The organism is Gallibacterium melopsittaci, assembly GCF_042433085.1.
In the GTDB taxonomy this organism is placed as follows: domain Bacteria; phylum Pseudomonadota; class Gammaproteobacteria; order Enterobacterales; family Pasteurellaceae; genus Gallibacterium; species Gallibacterium melopsittaci.
Window position 1 is genome coordinate 52,934 of sequence record NZ_JBHLWA010000013.1, and the last position, 13,991, is coordinate 66,924.

14 protein-coding genes are annotated in these 13,991 nt (G+C 36.4%); 7 read left to right on the top strand and 7 right to left on the bottom strand.

The features are described from left to right. The first annotated feature begins 147 nt into the window (after nt 1–147). Entirely contained in the window at nt 148–387 is a 240-nt protein-coding gene (locus ACFFHT_RS10980; RefSeq protein WP_446685286.1) for a transposase-like zinc-binding domain-containing protein, read from the top strand. Here ACFFHT_RS10980 and gapA read toward each other — a convergent pair whose 3' ends face one another. Further along, nucleotides 388–1,383 carry a glyceraldehyde-3-phosphate dehydrogenase gene (gene gapA / locus ACFFHT_RS03030; protein WP_382373367.1) on the bottom strand — a complete coding sequence of 332 codons (996 nt, stop codon included), beginning with the start codon at nt 1,381–1,383 and terminating at the stop codon, nt 388–390. Between the two features lie 183 nt (nt 1,384–1,566). Continuing rightward, complete coding sequence (fadR, locus tag ACFFHT_RS03035) at nt 1,567–2,292, bottom strand: fatty acid metabolism transcriptional regulator FadR (RefSeq protein ID WP_382373369.1); 726 nt, start codon at nt 2,290–2,292, stop codon at nt 1,567–1,569. A 278-nt stretch (nt 2,293–2,570) separates the two neighbouring features. On the opposite strand from fadR, the gene nhaB reads away from it, so the two are divergent. The 6 genes from nhaB to ACFFHT_RS03065 all read left to right on the top strand — a co-directional run bounded on the left by nhaB (nt 2,571) and on the right by ACFFHT_RS03065 (nt 9,217). Continuing rightward, nucleotides 2,571–4,127, top strand: coding sequence for a Na(+)/H(+) antiporter NhaB (gene nhaB / locus ACFFHT_RS03040; protein ID WP_382373371.1), 1,557 nt, complete (start codon nt 2,571–2,573; stop codon nt 4,125–4,127). Between the two features lie 12 nt (nt 4,128–4,139). Next, nucleotides 4,140–4,679, top strand: a complete 540-nt coding sequence (dsbB, locus tag ACFFHT_RS03045; protein WP_382373373.1) for a disulfide bond formation protein DsbB — start codon at nt 4,140–4,142, stop codon at nt 4,677–4,679. 75 nt (nt 4,680–4,754) lie between these two features. Continuing rightward, on the top strand, nt 4,755–7,013 hold the full coding sequence (locus ACFFHT_RS03050; protein WP_382373375.1) for an ATP-binding protein: 2,259 nt from the start codon (nt 4,755–4,757) through the stop codon (nt 7,011–7,013). A gap of 4 nt (nt 7,014–7,017) precedes the next feature. Beyond that, entirely contained in the window at nt 7,018–7,746 is a 729-nt protein-coding gene (gene menH, locus ACFFHT_RS03055) for a 2-succinyl-6-hydroxy-2,4-cyclohexadiene-1-carboxylate synthase (protein ID WP_382373377.1), read from the top strand. Nucleotides 7,747–7,762: 16 nt separating this feature from the next. Beyond that, complete coding sequence (gene menB / locus ACFFHT_RS03060) at nt 7,763–8,620, top strand: 1,4-dihydroxy-2-naphthoyl-CoA synthase (RefSeq protein WP_382373379.1); 858 nt, start codon at nt 7,763–7,765, stop codon at nt 8,618–8,620. Between the two features lie 57 nt (nt 8,621–8,677). Further along, nucleotides 8,678–9,217 (top strand): gamma carbonic anhydrase family protein, encoded by a 540-nt coding sequence (locus ACFFHT_RS03065; RefSeq protein WP_382373381.1) that lies wholly within the window; start codon nt 8,678–8,680, stop codon nt 9,215–9,217. Nucleotides 9,218–9,270: 53 nt separating this feature from the next. Here ACFFHT_RS03065 and glyS read toward each other — a convergent pair whose 3' ends face one another. The 5 genes from glyS to glyQ are packed head-to-tail and all read right to left on the bottom strand — an operon-like array spanning nt 9,271 to nt 13,846. Continuing rightward, on the bottom strand, nt 9,271–11,340 hold the full coding sequence (gene glyS / locus ACFFHT_RS03070) for a glycine--tRNA ligase subunit beta (protein ID WP_382373383.1): 2,070 nt from the start codon (nt 11,338–11,340) through the stop codon (nt 9,271–9,273). A 34-nt stretch (nt 11,341–11,374) separates the two neighbouring features. Continuing rightward, nucleotides 11,375–12,001, bottom strand: a complete 627-nt coding sequence (locus ACFFHT_RS03075) for a hypothetical protein (RefSeq protein WP_382373385.1) — start codon at nt 11,999–12,001, stop codon at nt 11,375–11,377. A gap of 3 nt (nt 12,002–12,004) precedes the next feature. Then, a complete protein-coding gene (locus ACFFHT_RS03080; RefSeq protein WP_382373387.1) occupies nt 12,005–12,274 on the bottom strand; it encodes a hypothetical protein in 270 nt (89 codons plus the stop codon). 18 nt (nt 12,275–12,292) lie between these two features. Continuing rightward, nucleotides 12,293–12,910, bottom strand: coding sequence for a glutathione S-transferase family protein (locus tag ACFFHT_RS03085; protein ID WP_382373389.1), 618 nt, complete (start codon nt 12,908–12,910; stop codon nt 12,293–12,295). A gap of 27 nt (nt 12,911–12,937) precedes the next feature. After that, nucleotides 12,938–13,846 (bottom strand): glycine--tRNA ligase subunit alpha, encoded by a 909-nt coding sequence (gene glyQ / locus ACFFHT_RS03090; RefSeq protein ID WP_271141345.1) that lies wholly within the window; start codon nt 13,844–13,846, stop codon nt 12,938–12,940. Nucleotides 13,847–13,991 lie beyond the last annotated feature (145 nt).

Below are 13,991 nucleotides of genomic sequence, written 5' to 3' on the forward strand. Positions count from 1 at the left end.
CTTTTGTGTTTTCAATTAATGCTAAAATATTTCGGTGTAATAGACAAATTTGTTGCTAAAAGTAGGCTTAAAGCCTTATAGTACAAGGCTTTAAGCCTACTTTTTGAAATATGAACAAAAAACTGCCCGTTTTGCCAAAGTACGAAAATAAAGAAACATGGTACATCAAATAATATTCAGCGATATTTTTGTCATCATTGCCATAAAACATTTACCTTCAAGAATAAATTAGTTCCAAATAAAATTTGGTCAGATTACACCTCTGGAAAACAAAGGCATAGTAGACAAAAAGGTTGGTATTTTGCCGAACTATGCCAATATTTCTATTTTATACCGACAAAAAAACCGCCATTTTGGCGGTTTTTTATATCTATGAATATTTTCTAATTATTTAGAAATATGAGCAACTAAGTCTAATACTTTGTTTGAGTAACCAGTTTCGTTGTCATACCAAGAAACAACTTTAACGAAAGTATCAGTTAATTGGATACCTGCTTTCGCATCAAAGATAGAAGTTAATGCACAACCATTAAAGTCTGTTGATACAACGTCATCTTCTGTGTAACCTAAAACGCCTTTGAATTCATTTTCAGAAGCACGTTTCATTTCTGCACAGATTTCTGCATAAGTTGCTGGTTTTTCTAAGTTTACAGTTAAGTCAACAACAGATACGTTTGCAGTAGGAACACGGAATGCCATACCAGTTAATTTACCATTTAATGCTGGGATAACTTTACCTACAGCTTTAGCTGCACCAGTTGATGATGGGATAATGTTTTGAGATGCACCACGACCACCACGCCAGTCTTTAGCTGATGGACCATCTACAGTTTTTTGAGTTGCTGTAGTTGCGTGAACAGTTGTCATTAAACCGTCTTTGATACCCCATTTGTTGTGTAATACTTTAGCAATTGGTGCTAAGCAGTTAGTTGTACAAGATGCGTTAGAAACGATATCTTGACCAGCATAGCTATCGAAGTTAACACCATTTACAAACATTGGAGTGTTGTCTTTTGATGGACCAGTCATAACAACTTTTTTCGCACCAGCAGTGATGTGTTTACGTGCAGTTTCATCAGTTAAGAATAAACCTGTTGCTTCAACAACAACGTCAACACCGATTTCATTCCATTTTAAGTTCGCTGGATCACGTTCTGCAGTAACACGGATTGTTTTACCGTTTACCACTAAATGACCATCTTTAACTTCAACAGTACCGTCGAAACGACCGTGAGTTGAATCGTATTTCAACATATACGCCATGTAATCAACATCGATTAAGTCGTTGATACCAACTACTTCGATGTCATCACGGTGTTGTGCTGCACGGAAAACGATACGACCGATACGGCCAAAGCCGTTAATACCAATTTTAATTGCCATAGTATTTACCTATATTTAATGTTAAACAAAATCTATCTAATTAAATCGCTGTTAATTTTTTTAGATTTAAAATTAATTGCGCTAAAACCGCGGCGGATTATAACATAAACTTCCATTCTACGAAAATCTGCCGTAGCGCAGATGAAAGATAACAGATAACTTTTTTGTGATCTACATCAAATTTTATTCATTAAAATTATCTGGTAGATGTTGTTGCATACTCGACCAAATCAGCCCACTTTCAATCCCATATTGCCTAATACAAGGTCTAACTTGTTCTAGGTCTTCAGTCTGACAAATTGTGTGTAATTGATGATAAAACTTCAAGGCCAACTCACGACTTAGTGGATTGGAAAAATAAAAGCGACCTACCCGCTCATACAAACTCTTTAAACTATTTAAAATTAATCCATATACAGGATTTTTAGATGCAAATGCTAACTGGCGAAATAAATCATAGTCAAAAGATGTGTAATCTTCTGCAGTATCCTTCAAACGAGCTAAAGGTTCAAACACAGCTAATGATTCTTCCTTAGCAATACGGAATGCTTTGCGAATATAAATGGCGGAAATATTGGTTCTTGCCGATAAAATATTTGCAATTAAAGTAGGAACACGCGTGCCATCTAATTTAATCAGTGCTTCTAAAATATTTAATCCTGAAGTTTCCCAAATATTATTTACCCGTGTAGGTTTTCCGTGTTGAATACTCAACCAACCATCTCGAGCTAAGCGTTGTAATACTTCACGCAATGTAGTCCGTGTTACTCCAATTTTATCTGCTAACTCTCGTTCTGCTGGCAGATCTGAACCAGGTGGGAAATGATTATTCCAGATACTTCTAATGATATATTCTTCAGCTAATCCTGCTGGGCTGTGTGCTTTGATGACATCATTATTTATTGTCATTAGTTTATTCCTATATTAATAACTCAAATACCTATTCAATACATTGGCGCTACTTGAGAAAAATCGTCTGTATTTATATCAAAAATCAATACAGTGCATATAAATTCATTAAACGGCTTATTTACAATAAAATCGTAAAAATCTTTGATCCCACACAAATAAACCTAATATTCGAATGAAATAAATCTGCAAGATTGTATTACAATCGGGCGAGTTGTAAATTAAAAAACACAACATTTTGAATAAATAATAATCTGAAAGTCTATGGAGATGACGGTATGACTTATTTGCAAGCTGGTATGCAAAATTTTCTGGGGCAGAGTCCTAACTGGTACAAACTACTTATTATTGGCTTCCTCTTCATTAACCCTCTAATTTTCTATGTTGATCCCTTTCTAGCTGGTTGGCTCCTTGTTGCAGAATTTATTTTTACCCTAGCCATGGCATTAAAATGTTATCCGTTACAACCTGGCGGTTTACTTGCTTTGGAATCCGTTATTATTGGTATGACAACACCAGAACATATCAAACATGAAATTATGGCAAATTTTGAAGTTATTATGCTATTAATGTTTATGGTGGCTGGTATCTATTTTATGAAGCAATTACTGCTGTTTTTATTTACCAAATTACTGCTTGCCATTCGTTCTAAAATTACTTTATCGCTTGCATTCTGTATCAGTGCCGCATTCCTTTCTGCTTTCTTAGATGCACTTACTGTTGTCGCTGTTGTTATTAGTGTGTGTATGGGCTTTTATGGTGTTTATCACAAAATTGCTTCAGGTAATAAATTTGATGATTCTACTGATATTACTAATGATGACAAAATCACAAGTGCCAAAAAGACCTTAGAAGAATTCCGTGCTTTCCTTCGTAGTTTAATGATGCACGCTGGCGTTGGTACTGCATTAGGTGGTGTAATGACGATGGTAGGCGAACCACAAAACTTAATTATTGCAGAACAAGCTGGTTGGCATTTTAGTGAATTTTTCTTCCGTATGGCACCTGTTACAGTACCTGTATTAATTTGTGGTTTATTAACTTGTTTTGCTTTAGAGAAATTTAAACTTTTTGGTTATGGAACACATTTACCTCGCCGAGTTTGGTTAGTCTTAGCGATTCTGGATCGTAGTCAAAGCGAAAAAATGACCCGCAATGATCGTATCAAATTGGTAGTACAAACAATTATTGCTGTATGGCTGATTATTGGATTAGCCTTCCACCTTGCTGCCGTAGGTTTAATTGGTTTAACCGTTATCATTTTAGCAACATCATTTTGTGGAATTACTGATGAACATACTATCGGTCGAGCTTTCCAAGAATCTCTGCCATTTACTGCCTTATTAGTTGTTTTCTTTACTGTTGTTGCTGTCATTATCGATCAACATTTATTCGGTGACATTATTCAATTCGTTTTAAGTGCAAGTGAAAGTTCACAATTAATTTTATTCTATGTATTCAATGGCTTATTATCTTCAATCTCAGACAATGTTTTCGTTGGTACGGTTTATATTAATGAAGCAAAAGCTGCCTTAGAAGCTGGAAAAATCTCACTTTCTCAATTTGAAGCAATCGCAGTAGCCATCAATACAGGAACCAATTTACCATCCGTAGCAACTCCAAATGGGCAAGCTGCTTTCTTATTTTTATTAACTTCATCATTTGCCCCATTAATTCGTTTATCTTATGGTAGAATGGTACTCATGGCGTTGCCTTATACCATTGTGTTATCCGTTGTAGGCTTAATCGGTGTCGAATTTTTCCTACCTGAACTAATGAATCTCTTTACACAATGGGGGCTTATTCCTGCGCCACATATTCCACCAGTACATTAAGAAGGATAAGCAATGCTCACTGTATTTAAATCTTGGTCTTTAACTCGCACAGCTTGGTTCATTATGGCCCTCTCTGGCCTAGCACTAGAAGGTGCTGCCCTTTATTTTCAACATGGATTAGGCTTACATCCTTGTGTGATGTGTATTTATGAACGTGTTGCATTGCTTACCGTGATTTTAGGTGGTCTCATTGGTGCAATCTATCCATCATCACTTTTTTTCCGTATTGTCGCTATTCTTGTTGGCGGTTGGGGAGCAATTAAAGGAATATTGCTTGCAGTAGAACATGTTGATCTTCAGCTAAACCCTGCCCCTTGGAAACAATGTGAGTTCCGCCCTGACTTTCCTCAAACATTACCATTAGACCAATGGTTTCCATCAATCTTTCAAGCAAGTGGTTCTTGTAGTGATATTACTTGGAAATTTTTAGGCTATACCATGCCACAATGGTTAGTTGTTGTATTTGCTATCTATATAGTTATCTGGGCAATCATTGCATTAAGCCAATTTAAACGTGGCAATTCAACTCGACAAAGACGTTTATTTAAATAGTACTTTCTCAAAAATAAGGATAAATTTCGTGAAGTCATTTATCCTTATTTCATTATATTTTCAAGGATATAAAATATGGTTGCTATTCGTCGTTCATTACAAAAATACATTGATTGGGTTATTCGTTTAGGACGGTTACGTTTCTCTTTATTAGGAATTGCTATACTTGCTGTATTTGCCTTATGCGTGCAAATTTTATTAAGTATTTTTGTTACTGGACAAATCTATTGGATGGATATTGCTCGTTCAATTAGTTTCGGCTTAATTTCTGCTCCATTTGTTATCTATTTTTTCAATGTGATTGTAGAAAACTTAGAGCTTTCTCGCCAACGTTTACATGAGTCCAACCGTGAACTATCTGACGCTTTAGCATTACTTGAAAAAGAGATTTCTGAGAAAAATAAAGCTCAAATTGCCTTACAACAAAAAGCGGATTTTTTACGTTCATTTATTGATGCCTCACCTGATTTAGTCTTTTCTCGTGCAGAAAACGGTAAGTTTCTCGAATGTAATCGGGCGATGGAACTACTAACAGGAAAAACAGAACAAGAATTAAAAAATCTCACTATTACTCAAACATTTCCTAAAGAGTTAGCGAAATATATTCTTGGAACCGACAAAGCAGTGTTAGAAAATAATATTGGTATGACTTACGAACAATGGTTTAAATATCCTAATGGCAAATTGGCTTGCTTTGAAATCCGTAAAGTTTCTTATTATGATCAAATTAATCAACAACACTGTCTTCTCGGTTTTGGTCGTGATATTACTGAACATAAACGCTATCAGGAAACGATTGAAAAGGCGAATCGAGATAAATCTAACTTAATGACTACCATCAGCCATGAACTACGTACCCCGCTTAATGGAATTATCGGGCTTAGTCGAATCTTGCTAGATAGTCAATTAAATGAGAAACAACGCAACTATTTGCACACTATTAATGTTAGTGCCATTTCTCTAGGTCATATTTTTAGCGATATTATTGATTTAGAAAAAATCGATTCTCGACGTATCCAGTTATACAAAAAAGAAACAGATGTACTACGCTTATTAAGTGATATTGAAAACTTTGCCACCTTTATGGCAAACCAAAAGAATTTATCCTTTAAACTCGAATACGATAATAATCTACCAAACTTCCTAATGTTGGATTATGCCCGTATTTCACAGATCTTATGGAATTTAATTAATAATGCCGTCAAATTTACTACCACTGGTGGGCTAACATTAAAATTTTCTCGTTTAGATCAGCTAACTTATAGTTTTGCATTAACGGATACTGGCGTAGGAATCCCTTTGGCGGAACAGAAAAAAATCTTTGCCATGTATTATCAAGTCCGTTCTGGTAATCAAAAAGCCTTGGGTAGCGGAATTGGCTTATCTATCTCGAAAAAAATTGCAAAATTAATGAATGGTAATTTAACCGTGAAAAGTGAAGTCGGTAAAGGTTCAACGTTCACCTTCACTTTCAAAGCAGAAGAAGCTGTAAAATTACCGCCTATTGTAACCATTCCTGAACTACAACATCTTTCTATTCTCTTAGTTGAAGATATTGAAATTAATGTTATTGTTGCTCGTTCTGTATTGGAAAAACTTGGTTATCATGTTGATGTTGCAATGACAGGTAAAGATGCAATCAGAATGTGTGAAGCCAAACAATATGATCTTGTTTTATTAGATATTCATCTGCCTGATATGACTGGTTTTGACGTTGCAGAATATTTGCATAAACAGTATGAAGAAGAAAAATATGATTATTTACCACCATTAGTTGCACTCACTGCAAATGTGGTAGCAAATAAACAAGATTACTTCAAACATGGTATGGATGATGTGCTACAAAAGCCATTATCATTAGATGCACTCAATCAATGCTTACTAAAATTATTTGATCTTCAACCACAAATTATTGAAGAAGACTTGCTTAATACGCCAACTGTTTCACCAGAAAAAAGTAAAGAGAGTGACCGTTGGCAACAACTAGATACTGTGATGCTAAATGAGTTAGCTAATATTCTTGGTAAAAAAACGATTCAGAATAACCTGAATCTATTTGCTTCAATGATGCCAAATTACTTACAAGAATTAAACGATACATATCAGGCTTACCAACAAGATCCACAATCCAAACAAGCGTTATGTGAAATCGCACACAAGATTAAAGGTGCAGCTTCCTCTGTTGGCTTAAAACAATTACAAGAACTAAGTAAACATATTCAAGACGGCGATAAAGCAGATTGGGCTGATCAATTAGCGACACGCCTTGAGCAATTACAACATTGGCAGCAACATACCGCTTGTTTACAACAATGGTTAGATCAGAAATATTAATAATATGCAGAATTTCATTTTTTTACATGGTTTTCTCGGATCTCGTGATGATTGGCAAGCGGTTGTCAATCACTTACCTAATATACGTTGTTTTTGCTTAGATTTGCCTGGACATGGGCAAAATCCGTTATGCTCCGTGACTGATTTTCCCAGCACAGCCAAATGGTTATCGCAACAAATCAAATTAACCGTTGATATGCAACCTTATCATCTTATTGGTTATTCCCTTGGTGGTCGTATAGCGGCTTATTTTGCAACGCAAACTGATTTTCCAACCCATAATCTGCATAAAGTTTGCCTAGAAGGGGCAAATTTAGGGTTAACCGCTCAAAATGAACGTGAACAACGCTGGCAGAATGATTTAAATTGGGCTATTCGATTTTCGCAGGAACCTATAGAAAAAGTATTAGCAGATTGGTATCAACAAGCTGTGTTTGCCGATCTTAATCATACGCAAAGACAGGCATTAATCCGCTTACGCACGAATAACCAACCACAAGCATTAAGCAGTATGTTACAAGCTACTTCATTAGCTAAACAACCTAATTTATGGGCTGATATTCAAGCTCAACCAGATCGCTTTTACTATTTTTGCGGAGAAAATGATCAAAAATTTCGTCAACTAGCTGAAAAGCATCAATTAAACCTAACATTAATCAGTAAAGTTGGGCATAATGCGCATATTCACCAGCCAGCAGAATTTGCTCTCAAGTTGGCTACCCTATTTTGTTAATAAAAAAGGAAAAATTATGTTATATCCAAGCGAAGACTTTTTATACGCACCAGTAGAATGGCAAGATTGTAGCGAAGGCTACACCGATATTCTCTATCATAAATCAACTGATGGTATCGCCAAAATCACTATTAATCGTCCTCAAGTGCGTAACGCATTTCGTCCACAAACAGTAAAAGAAATGATTCAAGCCTTTGCCGATGCACGTTTTGATGAAAAAATTGGTGTGATCGTATTAACTGGTCAAGGTGAAAAAGCATTCTGTTCTGGTGGTGATCAGAAAGTGCGTGGTGACTACGGTGGTTATAAAGATGATCAAGGGGTACATCACTTAAATGTGCTTGACTTCCAACGTGATATCCGTACTTGTCCAAAACCTGTCGTCGCAATGGTTGCGGGTTATGCCATCGGTGGTGGTCATGTATTACATATGATGTGCGATTTAACGATTGCTGCAGAGAATGCAATTTTTGGTCAAACTGGTCCACGAGTCGGTTCATTTGATGGTGGCTGGGGAGCTTCTTATATGGCTCGTATTGTAGGACAAAAGAAAGCACGTGAAATTTGGTTCCTTTGCCGTCAATATAATGCACAAGAAGCGTTAGATATGGGCTTAGTAAACACTGTTGTCCCTTATGCAGATTTAGAAAAAGAAACCGTACGTTGGTGTCGTGAAATGTTACAAAACAGTCCTATCGCCTTACGTTGCTTAAAAGCAGCATTAAATGCAGACTGTGATGGTCAATCTGGCTTACAAGAATTAGCTGGTAATGCAACAATGTTGTTCTATATGACCGAAGAAGGACAAGAAGGTCGTAATGCCTTCAATGAAAAACGCCAACCAGACTTTAGTAAATTTAAACGTAATCCTTAATGATGTAGAACAAAATGGTCAGCAATCGCTGACCATTATTTTTTTGAGATAATCGCTATGACTATACGTAAATACTTAACTTATCAACCGCAACTCGGCGAACGTGTTTATATTGATGAAAGTGCTGTTGTTATTGGAAAGGTTTGGCTAGCCGATGATGTTTCTATTTGGCCAGGTGCAATTTTACGGGGTGATGTGAACGATATCTATATTGGAGCTAGAAGTAATATCCAAGATCTTTCTGTACTCCATACTACACGAGCAAGTGAAACCAACCCAACTGGCTCACCGCTACATATAGGTGAAGATGTCACTATTGGCCATCACGTTACATTACATGGCTGTAAAATTGGCAATCGTGTGCTTGTAGGAATGGGAACTATTATTTTAGATGACGCTGTGATTGGTGATGATGTAATGATTGGTGCTGGCAGCTTGGTTCCACCAAAAAAGCAATTAGCTAGTGGATATTTGTATCTCGGCTCTCCTGCAAAAGCAATCCGCCCACTTACTCCAGAAGAAATCGCTTTTCTCAAGATCTCTGCACAAAATTATGTGCAAACTGCTACTGAATACCAGCAAACTGAACAAGCCTAAACAAAAAAGGAAGAATCTTAGTAAATTCTTCCTTTTTTCTTAACTACTATTAATTATTGTAATAACGAAATATCTGCTACTTTAAAGAAGAGATCGCGTAAATTTTTCAACAATGCTAAACGATTTTGGCGAAGTTTAGCATCCTCCGCATTTACCATTACGTTATCAAAGAAGTTATCCACACTTTCGCGTAATCCTGCTAATTGATCCAAAGCAGTTTGATAATCGCCTTTTTCAAACAATGGCTGTAATTCACGTTGTAATTCTAATACACGTTCAGCTAAGGTAATTTCTTGCGCTTCTTTACATAGTGCTAAATCAATATATTCAGGTAGTTCACCCTCAACTTTAGACAGAATATTTTGTACACGTTTATTTGCTGCTGCTAATGCTTCCGCTGCTTCTAGCGTACGGAAATGGCTAACCGCTTTCACGCGTGCATCAAAATCAGCTGGTTTAGTTGGACGGCAAGCTAGCACGGCTTGAATTGTATCAATCGCATAACCTTCATCTTGATACCATGCACGGAAACGACCAAGAATAAAATCAACCACTTCTTCTACAACTTTTGAATTGGTTAATTTATCACCATAGAAAAGTACTGCTTTTTGCGTTAATTCCACTAAATCTAACGGTAAATTTTTCTCAACAATAATACGTAATACACCTAATGATGCTCGGCGTAATGCAAATGGGTCCGCACTTCCTTTTGGTGCTTGACCGATACCAAAAATTCCGACCAAAGTATCAAACTTATCTGCAAGCGCAACTGAACAAGCGACTAAACTACGAGGCAATTCATCACCAGCAAAACGTGGCATATATTGTTCATTTAATGCCACCGCTACTTCCTCATCTTCACCATCATGACGTGCGTAGTGCATTCCCATTACACCCTGAGTATCAGTAAACTCAAACACCATATTGGTCATTAAATCACATTTTGAAAGTAAACCTGCACGTTGTGCTTGTTGTACATTCGCACCAATTTGTGCAGCGATTTCACCACTTAATTTCTCAATCCGCTCTGTTTTATCAAATAACGTTCCTAATTGTTGTTGGAACAATACTGTTTTTAAGCGAGGAAGATTATCAACTAAACGTTGTTTTAAATCGGTTTTAAAGAAAAACTCTGCATCACTTAAACGTGGACGCACTACTTTTTCATTTCCTTGAATCACTGCACTTTGATCGGCAGGATTAATATTGGAAACAAAAATAAAGTGAGGTAATAACTTGCCATTTTGATCATAAATTGGGAAATATTTTTGGTCACCTTTCATGGTATAAACCAAGGCTTCTGCTGGCACAGCTAAGAAACGTTCCTCAAATTTTGCGGTCATTACCACTGGGAATTCAACCAATGAAGTCACTTCTTCCAATAGATCTTCTTCAATATCCGCAATACCACCTACTTTTGCTGCTGCTTGTTCTGCATCACGACGAATAATCGCTTTACGTTGTGCAAAATCTGCAATCACACTACCTTTTTCAGCTAAAAGTTGTGGATATTGATCCGCATTATCAATCGTAAACTCTGATTGACCTAAGAAACGATGCCCACGAATTGTACGTGCACTTGCTACCCCAAGAATCGAACCTTCAATCAATTCATTACCAAACAGTAAAGTCACCGTATGTACTGGACGAATAAATTGTTCATTTTTATCACCCCAACGCATTGGTTTTGGAATTGGTAATTTTGCTAACGCATTTGTGACTAAATCAACTAATAAAGTTTTGGTTGGCTTACCTGGCTCAACACTACGATAAAGTAACCACTCACCTTTATCTGTACTAACACGTTCTGCTTGATCAACAGTGATACCACAACCTCTTGCCCAGCCTTCTGCTGCTTTGGTTGGATTACCTTCTGCATCAAAAGCAACAGATACCGCTGGACCACGTTTTTCAATCGTCTTACTTGGTTGCTCAGTAATTAAATCTTGTACTTTCACTGCCAAACGGCGAGGTGCTGCAAACCATTCCACTTTATCAAAAGTTAGCCCTGCATTATTTAACTCTGCAGTGAAATTATCTGCAAATGCCACCGCTAATTTTTTCAGAGCTTTCGGTGGTAGCTCTTCTGTGCCGATCTCGGCAAGGAAGTTTTGTGTTGTCATCTTATTGTTCTCTAATAACAAATATATCTATATCTTATGGAAAAACTTGTTTAAAACTTTCAGACCAAATTTGAGGATTTAAAGGTCTTGTACAAAAACCTTTAGTTCTACCATTTGCAATCATCATTGCATCATTTTTTTTATCCGCTCTTTCAAATGATTTAATTTGAATGCGTTGGTTATCAGTAATCCCTGAAAGTTTTCTTTGTTTAATTTGCTCAACAAATCGCTGTGCAATTTGTTTTAATTCAGTATTCTTTTCAATTTCTTGTTTAGCCAGATCATTGCTTTCATTTTGAACATTAAGAACATTTTCAACATTAATTACGATGTCATTATTCACTAATGTCCATTTTCCAGTCATTGCATAGCTGTAATACAATATGCTCAAGAATTTAGCATCCGGCAATTCCTTCGCTGGAAACATAAACATCGACACAATTTGAGCTGTTCCATTCTTATGGAAGCGATAATCTGCTAACACTTTTGCATTATGATCTTGATGTTCAATTTGGCAATGCCAATCTCCATATATATCTTTTTCACTGTATCCAATACTTTTGGCATTTACAAAAGGGCTAATTAACACCAAAAAATAAAGAAAACTTTTCTTTAATGTTGTCACTAAAAAATGGCATTTTTGTAAAAAAGCAATATGCACGATCTAGTTTGTTCCCTGATTAAAATAATTTGATAGTTGCTCTTTATCTAAAATCACATTATCGCCAATAACTAACGCGGGAACACCAGCATACCCATTCGCTTTCACAGAATCAAAAGCAGAATGCTGATCACGTAAACGTAAAAAACGTTTAAGATTCGCCATACTCTCTAAAATACTGACACTTTCATATTCCACATTTAAACGTGTTAACTCCGCAATAAATGGTTCAGTATCTGGACAAAGATGAGCATAAAATAAAACTGGTTGCATAATAACTCTCTTATTATTTTAAGCAGTTGGTTTGGTTGCTTTGAGGCAAGCATATTTCTCATTCATCATTGCTGCCCATTCAATTAATTTAGGGAAATGTGCTGCTAAATCAAATCCCGTATTCTCAGGACGGAAAGTCCACCAATCAATTAAACAGACCGCACTTAATGTGCCAATATTTAATTCATCACCATATATAGCAAGTTGTTGTTCTAGTTGAGCAAAACTACGAATATTTCTTTCCATTAGCTGTTGGTGTCTTGCTGTCCACCATTCACTTTCAGGACGTAAACGTCGTTCTGCTGTTATTGTTGGGATAGTATTTTCTAAAATACCATCTACTAAAGCATGTAACCTTAATACTTGCCAGCGTTTACCATTCATTGGGAATAATGTTGGTTGCGAACCTACTTCATCTAAATATTGGCTAATTAAAAAACTACCAAATAACCATTCCCCATTCTGCATTTGTAATGCTGGAATTCTGCCTAATGGATTATCCTGATTATGAGGAGAGTTAGGATCAAATGAATTTGTGATTCTTAACATCTCAACTTGATTGTCTAATTGATGATATTTTAAGGTTGCAACTGCCTTACGAGCAAAAGCACTTGTTGTAGAATACCAAAGTTTCATTTCTTCTCTCCTCAGATTGATCACTTATTATTTTTTACAGCCTGGAAATCCTAACGCTTCACGACTTGCATAATAGGCTTCAGCAACACCTTTCGTTAATGCACGAATACGCAAAATATAACGTTGACGTTCAGTTACCGAAATTGCTTTGCGTGCATCAAGTAAGTTAAAACTATGTGCCGCTTTTAGAATACGTTCATACGCTGGTAATGGCAGAGGTTTTTCTAAAGAAAGCAAATATTGTGCTTCTTTTTCATACTGTTCAAAACATTTGAATAGGAAATCTACATCCGCATACTCAAAGTTGTAAGTTGATTGTTCTACTTCATTTTGATGGAACACATCGCCGTAGGTAGTTTTACCTAAAGGACCATCTGACCAGACGAGATCATAAACACTATCCACACCTTGGATATACATTGCCAAACGTTCTAAACCGTAAGTAATTTCACCTGTGACTGGACGGCATTCTAGTCCACCTACTTGTTGGAAATAGGTAAATTGCGTCACTTCCATACCATTAAGCCACACTTCCCAACCTAAGCCCCAGGCACCGAGTGTTGGGTTTTCCCAGTTATCTTCCACAAAACGAATATCGTTTTGGGTTGGATCAAAACCAAGCATTTTTAATGAACCTAGATAAAGTTCTTGGATATTATCTGGTGATGGTTTAATCACTACTTGGAATTGATAATAGTGTTGTAAACGGTTTGGATTTTCACCATAACGACCATCAGTTGGACGACGTGATGGTTGTACATAAGCAAACGCCATTGGTTCTGGGCCTAATGCACGCAGTGCTGTCATCGGGTGAGATGTCCCTGCTCCAACTTCCATATCAAATGGTTGAACAATAGTACAACCTTGTTCTGCCCAATAAGATTGAAGAGCAAGAATCATCCCTTGAAAAGTCTTAATATTAAATTGTGTTGTCATCATAAAATCTTCAATATAGTTTACAGAAATTCGCATATTCTACTTGATTTTTATTGGCTTGAGTAGGCAAAAACTCAGGATATATTTGGATTTATTTTATCTTTTTATCGTAGATTTAAATGCTAGTGGGTAAGAGAAAATCGAA

Excerpts from the sequence above, each read along its gene's own strand:
- gapA (WP_382373367.1), bottom strand. The coding sequence starts at position 1,383 with ATGGCAATTAAAATTGGTATTAACGGCTTTGGCCGTATCGGTCGTATC.
- fadR (WP_382373369.1), bottom strand. The coding sequence starts at position 2,292 with ATGACAATAAATAATGATGTCATCAAAGCACACAGCCCAGCAGGATTA.
- nhaB (WP_382373371.1), top strand. The coding sequence starts at position 2,571 with ATGACTTATTTGCAAGCTGGTATGCAAAATTTTCTGGGGCAGAGTCCT.
- dsbB (WP_382373373.1), top strand. The coding sequence starts at position 4,140 with ATGCTCACTGTATTTAAATCTTGGTCTTTAACTCGCACAGCTTGGTTC.
- ACFFHT_RS03050 (WP_382373375.1), top strand. The coding sequence starts at position 4,755 with ATGGTTGCTATTCGTCGTTCATTACAAAAATACATTGATTGGGTTATT.
- menH (WP_382373377.1), top strand. The coding sequence starts at position 7,018 with ATGCAGAATTTCATTTTTTTACATGGTTTTCTCGGATCTCGTGATGAT.
- menB (WP_382373379.1), top strand. The coding sequence starts at position 7,763 with ATGTTATATCCAAGCGAAGACTTTTTATACGCACCAGTAGAATGGCAA.
- ACFFHT_RS03065 (WP_382373381.1), top strand. The coding sequence starts at position 8,678 with ATGACTATACGTAAATACTTAACTTATCAACCGCAACTCGGCGAACGT.
- glyS (WP_382373383.1), bottom strand. The coding sequence starts at position 11,340 with ATGACAACACAAAACTTCCTTGCCGAGATCGGCACAGAAGAGCTACCA.
- ACFFHT_RS03080 (WP_382373387.1), bottom strand. The coding sequence starts at position 12,274 with ATGCAACCAGTTTTATTTTATGCTCATCTTTGTCCAGATACTGAACCA.
- ACFFHT_RS03085 (WP_382373389.1), bottom strand. The coding sequence starts at position 12,910 with ATGAAACTTTGGTATTCTACAACAAGTGCTTTTGCTCGTAAGGCAGTT.
- glyQ (WP_271141345.1), bottom strand. The coding sequence starts at position 13,846 with ATGACAACACAATTTAATATTAAGACTTTTCAAGGGATGATTCTTGCT.